We start from the raw sequence: 8,801 nt of genomic DNA, 5'->3' as shown, positions 1-8,801 counted from the left end.
ATTCATCATATTTTGCCTTGTTGAATTTCCCTTTCGGGGATGACTGGGAAGTCAGCATCCACGCCCTCCTGAATTCAATGAATTGCTTTTTATTGTCATCCGACTGATCTATCCACAACTGCAACTCCTCAACATCCTTTTCAGAGGCCTGATTTGAAAAATAGCTGTGAATTAGATCCTTGTAATATTGTTCGTTTGTAAAATCCATCTCCGCTTATTATAATATACTATATACTAATACGGTTATTCTTCCGGTATCGGGCGACAGGATGAGCTAAAAGATTACTGCCTTAATTTATTATTTCATGCAAACTGCTCAAATAAAAAAGCCCCCTGCCCGACATAAGGAACTACCAAACCTTCTCCGGACAGGGTGCTTTACCCAAATTTACCTAAACCTAAACCCACGAAAAATTTCCGTAAAGTCATTATCTTAAGTTTCTAATATCTAAGACGGGTATTTTTTCAGAGGCGGGTGACTAAAAGCATAAAAATTTACTGGCAATTCATAATTCAATAGTGGTTTGTTTGGTAATATTTAAACTGATATCTTTCGGATGACAATTTTCAGAACTGATTTTTCAACTAACAAAGGTTGCCAGGCCTGGAATAAAACCTTACTCTTATGCACAAGGGACATCTATACAATCTACGCTTCCATCTGTACAATTTACGCTTCAATACCTGTCTTATATTTTTCTCAGTGCTGATGCTTTTGTTTGTCCAGCCACAAACTGTGCAGGCACAAAAGATATTCAGCAGCAGTGAGAGTGACCTGTTTATTTATGGCATACCCGATTCACTGAAGAGAAAGATCGGCGAAGCTGTCCCCGGCACCCCTGTAACCGGCCTGGACAAGCCTGCAAAGCTCCTGGTATTCAACCTTCATCTTTATCATGATGAGGTCAGGAAGGGACACCCTTCCATACCATACACAAATTATGCTATTAAGCTTATGGGCGAAAAAACCGGGGCCTGGGAAACATGGTTCAGCAGTGATACACTTGTATTTATGCCGGAAGTGCTGCAGCAATTTGATGCAATATGTTTCAATAATACAGCCGGCGTTTTGTTTGAGGACCAGTACCTGCGGCAAAGTTTACTGGATTATGTTTTCAGCGGAGGCGGGTTCATAGGATTGCATGCGGCGGGTGCAACATTTTGCCAGTGGCCCGTTTACGATCAGTTTCCCGAATACGGAGAGATGCTTGGGGGGTTTGAAAGCGGAGGACACCCCTGGGGGCCGGAGGATACCATAACGCTTTATGTTGACGAACCGGATCACCCGGTGAACAGGGCTTTTAACGGTAAAGGGTTTGAAGCAAGCGATGAGGTTTTCCAGTTTACCGACCCCTACACCAGGGACAAACTCAGGATCCTTCTCACAATCGATACCGACCTTACCGATATGAGTGAACACAGGCGGATTCTCCCTGAAAGGAGGGCGGATATGGATATTGCCATTAGCTGGGTAAGAAGGTACGGAAGGGGAAAGGTTTTCTATACATCTTTCGGCCACAATGACCACCTGAGCTGGAATCCGAAAATTATGGGGCACTATTTCGATGGTATCAGGTTTGCCGCAGGTTTACAGGAAGCGCCATATATACCCAGCGGGAGACTGACACCGGCTATTGAGGCCCAGGAAAAGCTGGGATGGAGATTCGGTATTGAGGCATATACTTTTAAAAATAATACGCTTTTTGAAACTATTGAGAAGACCGGGGAACTGGGACTACAATATGTGGGGGGACTGAATGTTCAGAAGGTAAGTGACGATATACCCCTTGAATTCGATTATCACCTCACCGATGAACAGCTTCTTGAAGTCCGGAAAAAACTTATTGATGAGGGATTGTCAATGCTTACCTATTACATTTTTGACATTCCCGGTGATGAGGAGACGCTGGCCAGGATATTTGAATTTGGCCGTAAAATGGGGATAGAGACTTTTATATCTGAGCCTGCAATTGAGGACCTTGATATTATCGAGCAGTATTGCAAAGAGTATAATATTAAACTGGCCATTCACAACCATGGCGAATGGTTGTCACCTGTTTACATGCATCCCGAAAAGATTGTTGAGCTGACAGAGGGCCGTAGTCCGCTGATAGGTGCGGCATGTGATTTCGGCCACTGGGCCAGGGAAGGTATAGACCCCCTGGAAGCCGTTAAAACCCTTGGCCACCGGGTAATTACTCTCCAGATGCACGACCAGAGCAGTATGGATTCTGAAGGGCATGATGTTCCCTGGGGAACCGGTGTAATCGATCTTGAAGGCATACTTGAATACCTTAAACGCGAAAATATAAGGCCTGTGATGTTCGGACTGGAATACTCCCATAACTGGGATCACTCGCTGCCTGAAATAAAAGAATCAATTGACTTTTTTAACAGCAGATCGATCAGGCTTGCAGGACATAATGATTAAATTATTATGATAATCCCGGTTAACCGTTATTGTAACTTATAAGATACACATATAGATCAGTTGAATTTATTAACCCCCAAACAAATGCAAAGCAAACTCAACCGCAGGAAATTTCTGAAAAACGGATTCGCTGCAACCTTAGGACTCACAGCTTTCCCGGCAATTTTGCCAGCTTCTGTATTTCCCGGCAATAAAAGGATCATGCCAAATGACAAGATCAATCTGGGCTTTATAGGTGTAGGGGGAATGGGTACCGGACACCTTAGATCCTTCCTCGGTTTTGACCAGGTGCGTGTTGTTGCCGTATGCGATGTGCAGAAGGAAAATCGTGACAATGCAAAGAACATAACCGATGATCACTACGGCGACAATGATTGCTCTGCTTACAACGATTTCAGAGACCTGCTGGCAAGGGGAGATATTGATGCTGTAGTTCAGTCTGTACCGGACCATTGGCATGCACTTATTGGTGTTGAAGCGGCACGCCGCGGGAAGGCCATGTATTTTGAGAAACCTCTTGCACTCACGGTACAGGAATCCCAGATCCTGAGAAAGACCATCAACAAGTATAATATCTGTTTTCAGCACGGAACGCAGCAAAGATCGGATCCCGGGTTCAGGTTTGTGACGGAAATGGTCAGGAACGGCAGAATCGGAAATCTTAACAGGATAGTAGTCGGATCAGCCAGCTTCACTCCTACTCCTATGCCTCCTGCCGAACCCGTACCCGATGGTATTGATTATGATATGTGGCTGGGCCCTGCTCCCCTGGCACCCTATAATGAACTTCGCTGTACGCGTAACTTTACGCTGATCGACGACTACTCCCTTGGCTGCATAAGCGGGGCATGGGGCATACACCATGTCGATATTGCCCAATGGGCGCTTGACGCCGATAATTCAGGCCCCGTTGAGGTGGAAGGAACAGGAAGCATACCTGACGGATTATATGACACCTTCCATACCTTCGAAGTTGAGCATAAATATGAGAATGGAGTAAAATTGCTGCATATTGACCATATAACAGCAAGAAGAAAAATTCCACAATTCGATGTAAGAAGCTCAATGGGAATTCTGTTCGAAGGTTCTGAAGGATGGCTCTACATAGCCAGGGGATTTATGGATGCGCACCCCAAGTCGTTGATGAACAACGTCATAAGGCCAAATGAAATTAAGCTGCCTTTCAGTAATGATCACCGCCTCAATTTCCTGGACGCCGTTCGGACCGGTTCTGATACGATAAGCCAGATAGGTCCGGCAGTAAAATCAGAGATTGTTTGTCAGCAGGCCTATATCGCCATGAAACTTGGCAGGAAGCTTTACTGGGATAATGCCAAGGAGATGTTCATCAACGACGAAGATGCCAACAAGATGCTTTCAAGACCGATGAGAAGCCCATGGCATCTTTAAAGCCCTAATCATGAACCACATAAATTCAACCCGATAATAATCATTTGGCCAATAAAACAAAAACTGCAATGGATCAAAAAATATATAATCCCGGATTGATTATAACCGGCATGTGCCTGCTCTTTTTACTCGCGGCACCGGTTATTGCATATAGCGGTAACGGGATTGCAGAAAGAACAGCGGAAATGACAGGGGTTATTTCAGGCCTTGAACGCAGTGATGCCGATTACCCGGAATACACAAAACTTATTGAAGAGATCTTTTCGGGAAGAAGGAACTTCAGGGAAGCCGGGCCTATTTTAAACGAGTTCCTGATGGCAGAAGAGAATCATGCAGGAAGGCGATATTTTTTCAGCGAGCTTCAAAAAACGGCCAACAGAAGGGCTATACAATATCTCCAGGACCATCTTTCACATGAAATAACAGGCGATCTGGCACTTCAGACATTGCAAGCTATTCCAGGCAGCAACATCAACAGGTTGCTCAGAAGATCTTTTTCAGATGCTCCTTCCAGCATACAGGCCGGCATTATTACTGCCCTCGGTAACCGTCGCGACGAAAGTTCTGTAAGGTTTATTGCCGGACACATTGACAATGATAACAGCCAGTTGTCCAGGGCCGCAATTTCTGCCCTGGGAACAATCGGGACTGAAAGATCGGCAGATCTGTTAACAGAAGCAATGAAAAGAGGGAACCATCCTGAACAGGACTATATTGCCTCGATACTGGTTGAAAATGCCGGCCATTTCTTTTCTGATAACCAGCAGACATCTGCTTTTGATATTTACAGTTCGGTAATTGATACAGACCCTCCCGTTCCAATTGCGGCTGCCGCGATAAAAGGGATGATGGAAACTACAACCGGCGATCCTGCTGAGATATTAAAGCAATACCTGGCGTCCTCTGCTCCGGACTTAAAACGTGAATTGACCGGGCTGGTAAGGATACTTCCTGATTCATATGATAATGGAATTGAGCTTCTGCGGATGGAGGGTATTACCGAAAGCGAAAAGATCCGGCTCATAATGATACTTGCATACAGGGGAGACAGAAGTATACATGACGAATTGAAATACTTTCTTGAACATGACGACCCTTCATTCAGAGAACCTGCAATACATGCATTATCCAAAATAGCTACAGCTGAAGATATCCCTCTGCTGGTGAGGATAGCATCGACAACATCCGGCCGGGAACAGGAGCTTGCCAGAGAGGGGTTGTACAGGATGAGTGGCGATGAAGTTGATGATATAATACTTGATAAGGCTTTAACTGATATCCCCCCGCACGCTGCCGAATTCATCAGGGCCATAGGCAACAGGAATATCCCGGGCGGAGCAACTGTTCTGCTTGAATCGGCCAAAAGTATTCACCCGGCAATCAGGATGGAATCCTACAGGTCGCTGGGAATGATAGGCCAACCTGAAATTGTAAATCAGATTGTTGAACTTCTGATTAAAAGCCCTGACGGCAGGGAGAGAAGAATACTCGGGAACATACTTTACATGGTAGCAATAAAGGGTGACCAGGAAAAGGTAAATACAAGCGGCATAAAAAGGTACCTGCCGATTCACTTAAGTCCGGATGTAAGATCGGAACTGATAAGTGTCCTGGGTAGAATACAAAACCCGGACGATCTTGAAATATTTCTTGAACATCTGGATACCGATGATATGCATTTGAAAAATAATGTTATAAGAGCCCTTCACGACTGGCCGGATGCAGGTCCGAAAAAGGAATTAAGGGAGATTGTTGAGGATACGGATGATATGAGGCTTAGAACACTGGCTTTAAGAGCCCATAACCAGGTTGTCATGAATGACCCGGATCTGTCACATGTTGAAAAAGCACAAAGCCTTGAGTTTGGTTTTGATTATGCTATCAATAATAACGAGAAGAAACTGATAATTTCTGCCCTTGGGAGGTTACCTGTTATTGAATCGCTCAGGATACTTGTTGACCAGATGTCAAACCCCGACCTGCTTCCCGAAACAGAGTCCGCCATTTTAGATATCGTACAGGATGTGAATGCCGGTAACCCGGTTAATACAAGGAAAGAACTGGAAAGGGCATTATATTTTACTGATAATGAAGAGATTAAGAAATATATCAGGGACTGACTTATTAATCCCCGGAAACTGGTCATAATTTTAGTTCTAATGAAGAGATTAAAAAATATATCAGGGCCTGACTTATTAATTCCCGGAAGATTGTCAGAGTATTTCAGGAGTTTTAAAATAATTATCACCAGACTGTCTTACCCGATTGTTTTTACAACACTGCTTTTGACTGGGGGTCTGGTCGCTGAGGCACAGATGGAGCCGCTTGATATTGAACTTCCCCGCCCCATGTTTGTCGGCACACCGTCAAATTTTGATGTTGAAAGACTTGAAGAGCCCCACGAAGCAGGCAGGCCGCCCTTCCTCGCTCCTGCCGGTATTACAAATGTTGCGCTTGACAAGCCTGTGTACAGTTCGGGTGAGCCTCGGACCGGTGAGCTTTGGCGTGTAACCGACGGTGATAAGGAGGCTACCAGCTATTCAGTTGTTGAACTTGATGCAGGCCATCAGCATGTAACAATTGACCTCGAGGATGTTTTTAATATTTATGCCATCATCATATGGCACTATCATATGTCGGCCCGTGTATATCACAGTGTGGTCGTGCAGGTTTCAGACGACCCGGATTTCATTTTCGATGTTCATACCCTCTTCAATAATGATATAAATAACAGGCTGGGGTTAGGCGTTGGTGAAGATTACCATTATGTCGAGACTAATGAAGGAAAACTAATTGACGCCATGGGTGTTGAGGGCCGGTACGTGAGATTGCACAGCATGGGAAACACCGATAATGATTTCAACCACTATATTGAGGTGGAAGTTTATGGCAATTAAAATAAAACCCGGCTTTCTGTTCCTGGTTATTTTAGTTCCGGCCCTGTTATTCAGGTTTGGCGGACTTTCCATCCGCCCAATGCATACAGATGAGGCGGTTCATGCCGTTAAATTCGGTGAGCTCCTGGATAATGGCGTTTACCTGTTCGACAAGAATGAGTATCACGGTCCCACTTTAAACTATATGACCCTGATTGCTGCAAGGCTGGGATCTTTCGACAGCTTTATTTCACTTAATGAATCAATTCTCAGGTCGGTTCCCGCTCTTTCCGGAGTAATGATCATACTGCTGCTGGCTTTGCTGGCCGGATATACCGGTTGGCGCATTATCATAACGGCAGCACTTCTGCTTGCCATTTCACCGGCAATGGTATATTTCAGCAGGTACTACATACATGAGATGCTGCTTATCTTCTTCAACCTGGCTTTCATTGTTTTCCTTTACCGGTATATAAGATCCGGCAAACCTGCATGGGTTTTGTTATCAGGTATTTTTGCAGGGCTCATGTTTTCTACAAAATCGACATGGATCATTATATTTGCCGGCCAGCTTATTGCCTTTCTTATAACCGTAAGGATATATGGCGGACCGAAGCCTGTCAGGTATATGCCGTCAAAATTTACTGCTACACATATTATACTTTTTGCACTCTCCGCAGCTATTCCTTCGGTTCTGCTCTACTCCTCCTTCCTGCAAAATCCAGCCGGTATAGCCGATTCAATCATAACCTACAGGGAGTACCTGAGCCGCGCCGGTGCTGACGGACTGCATATTCACCCGTGGTACTATTATATTTCATTGATCAGTATCGACTCTTGCAGTCCTTTACCTTTCAGGGCGGACCTGTGGATTTTTTTATCGGGTATTGGAGGGATGATCATGGCTTTTACAGGCAAGTCCACTAAGTCCGCAAAACCATCAAGATCCGCCAAACCATCAAGGCCGGGAGAACCCGGTTGTAACCCGATAATACTGTTCACTGCAATCTCTGCCCTTTTTTCAGGGATTGTTTTTTCAGCCCTGCCCTACAAAACACCCTGGAACATGCTTTATTTCTACACAACAATGGTTATACTGTCGGCTTTCTTTTTCGTGCAGTTACTTAAAAATAGCGGTAATACACCTCTTAAAGCCGGGTACATGGCATTAGTGACAATTATTGTTCTTCATCTGGGCTGGCAAAGCTATTCGGATAATTTCAAAACTTTTGCCAGTCCTTGCAATCCCTATACCTACGCTCATCCCGGCAATGATTTATTAACCATTACAAATGAGGTTGAGAAAGTAGCGTCAATTTCCCCGGAAGGGAAAGATCTCTACATCGAGATCATAGTAACTGATAACGGTTACTGGCCGCTGCCATGGTATCTCAGGGAATTTCCCAATACCGGGTGGTGGGGTGAGGTGAACATGGAAGTGCCAGCCGCCCCTTTCATTATATGCTCTCCCGGAAACTTGCCGCAACTTACCAAAAAACTATATGAGATACCACCACCCGGACAACGCAGATTATATATACCCCTGCTTGAACATGATCCTGAACTGAGGCCCGGCACTGAGGTATCCCTGTATCTCAGAAAGGACTATTATGACAGGTACGCAAGGAGTAATAACCGGGTTCTGGAATACTAAGATAAGGCCGGCACACAGGCAGGACGAAGACTCTTATCGCGATACTTCTCTTTTTATCCTGTTCAGGTCCGGAATGATCTTAAGTAAAAGGGGGGGCATCCGGAGACGCGTGTCAGGGTCGGGCCTCCACTCAACAGGAAACTCCTTTATGGCATAGCCCTTAGCAATTGCCCGCAATATGATCGCCACATCAAACAGGAAACCGTCAGTGCGGCATTCATCATAAAGCTCTTTTGCTATATCACCCCTGTAAAGTTTCAGTCCGCATTGCGTATCTGTCAGATACCCTGGTAATCCGGCATATACCTTAACAAATTTCCGGAAGAACAAAGACACCACCCTCCTGTGCAACTTTCGGGGTACCGGTATTCTGCTTTCCCTGAGCATTCTGGAGGCATGAGCAATCCCTGTCCGGCCCTGCCGGATCATC

Annotated in this window: 7 protein-coding genes; 5 read left to right on the top strand and 2 right to left on the bottom strand. The window is 45.1% G+C overall.

What is annotated here, in order from left to right; all coding sequences use genetic code 11:
* The coding region (locus EA408_10605; GenBank protein TVR70768.1) for a hypothetical protein at positions 1–208 on the bottom strand (208 nt) is incomplete at its 3' end.
* Between the two features lie 417 nt (positions 209–625).
* Between EA408_10605 and EA408_10600 the strand changes: the two genes are divergently transcribed.
* From EA408_10600 to EA408_10580, 5 genes are all read left to right on the top strand, one after another.
* Positions 626–2,431, top strand: coding sequence for a hypothetical protein (locus EA408_10600; protein ID TVR70767.1), 1,806 nt, complete (start codon positions 626–628; stop codon positions 2,429–2,431).
* An 84-nt stretch (positions 2,432–2,515) separates the two neighbouring features.
* Entirely contained in the window at positions 2,516–3,841 is a 1,326-nt protein-coding gene (locus EA408_10595) for a gfo/Idh/MocA family oxidoreductase (protein TVR70766.1), read from the top strand.
* Between the two features lie 44 nt (positions 3,842–3,885).
* Positions 3,886–5,961 (top strand): HEAT repeat domain-containing protein, encoded by a 2,076-nt coding sequence (locus tag EA408_10590; protein TVR70765.1) that lies wholly within the window; start codon positions 3,886–3,888, stop codon positions 5,959–5,961.
* Positions 5,962–6,093: 132 nt separating this feature from the next.
* Positions 6,094–6,738 carry a hypothetical protein gene (locus EA408_10585; GenBank protein TVR70769.1) on the top strand — a complete coding sequence of 215 codons (645 nt, stop codon included), beginning with the start codon at positions 6,094–6,096 and terminating at the stop codon, positions 6,736–6,738.
* Positions 6,695–8,371, top strand: a complete 1,677-nt coding sequence (locus tag EA408_10580) for a TIGR03663 family protein (protein ID TVR70764.1) — start codon at positions 6,695–6,697, stop codon at positions 8,369–8,371. The genes EA408_10585 and EA408_10580 overlap by 44 nt, the downstream gene beginning before the upstream one ends.
* A gap of 33 nt (positions 8,372–8,404) precedes the next feature.
* On the opposite strand, the gene EA408_10575 is transcribed toward EA408_10580, so the two are convergent.
* Positions 8,405–8,801, bottom strand: a 397-nt coding sequence (locus EA408_10575; protein ID TVR70763.1) for a hypothetical protein, incomplete at its 5' end; no start/stop codon positions are given.

The sequence above is a fragment of the Marinilabiliales bacterium genome, assembly GCA_007695015.1.
In the GTDB taxonomy this organism is placed as follows: domain Bacteria; phylum Bacteroidota; class Bacteroidia; order Bacteroidales; family PUMT01; genus PXAP01.
Note: the sequence above shows the minus strand (reverse complement) of the source record. Positions and strands in the feature narration are given on the sequence as shown.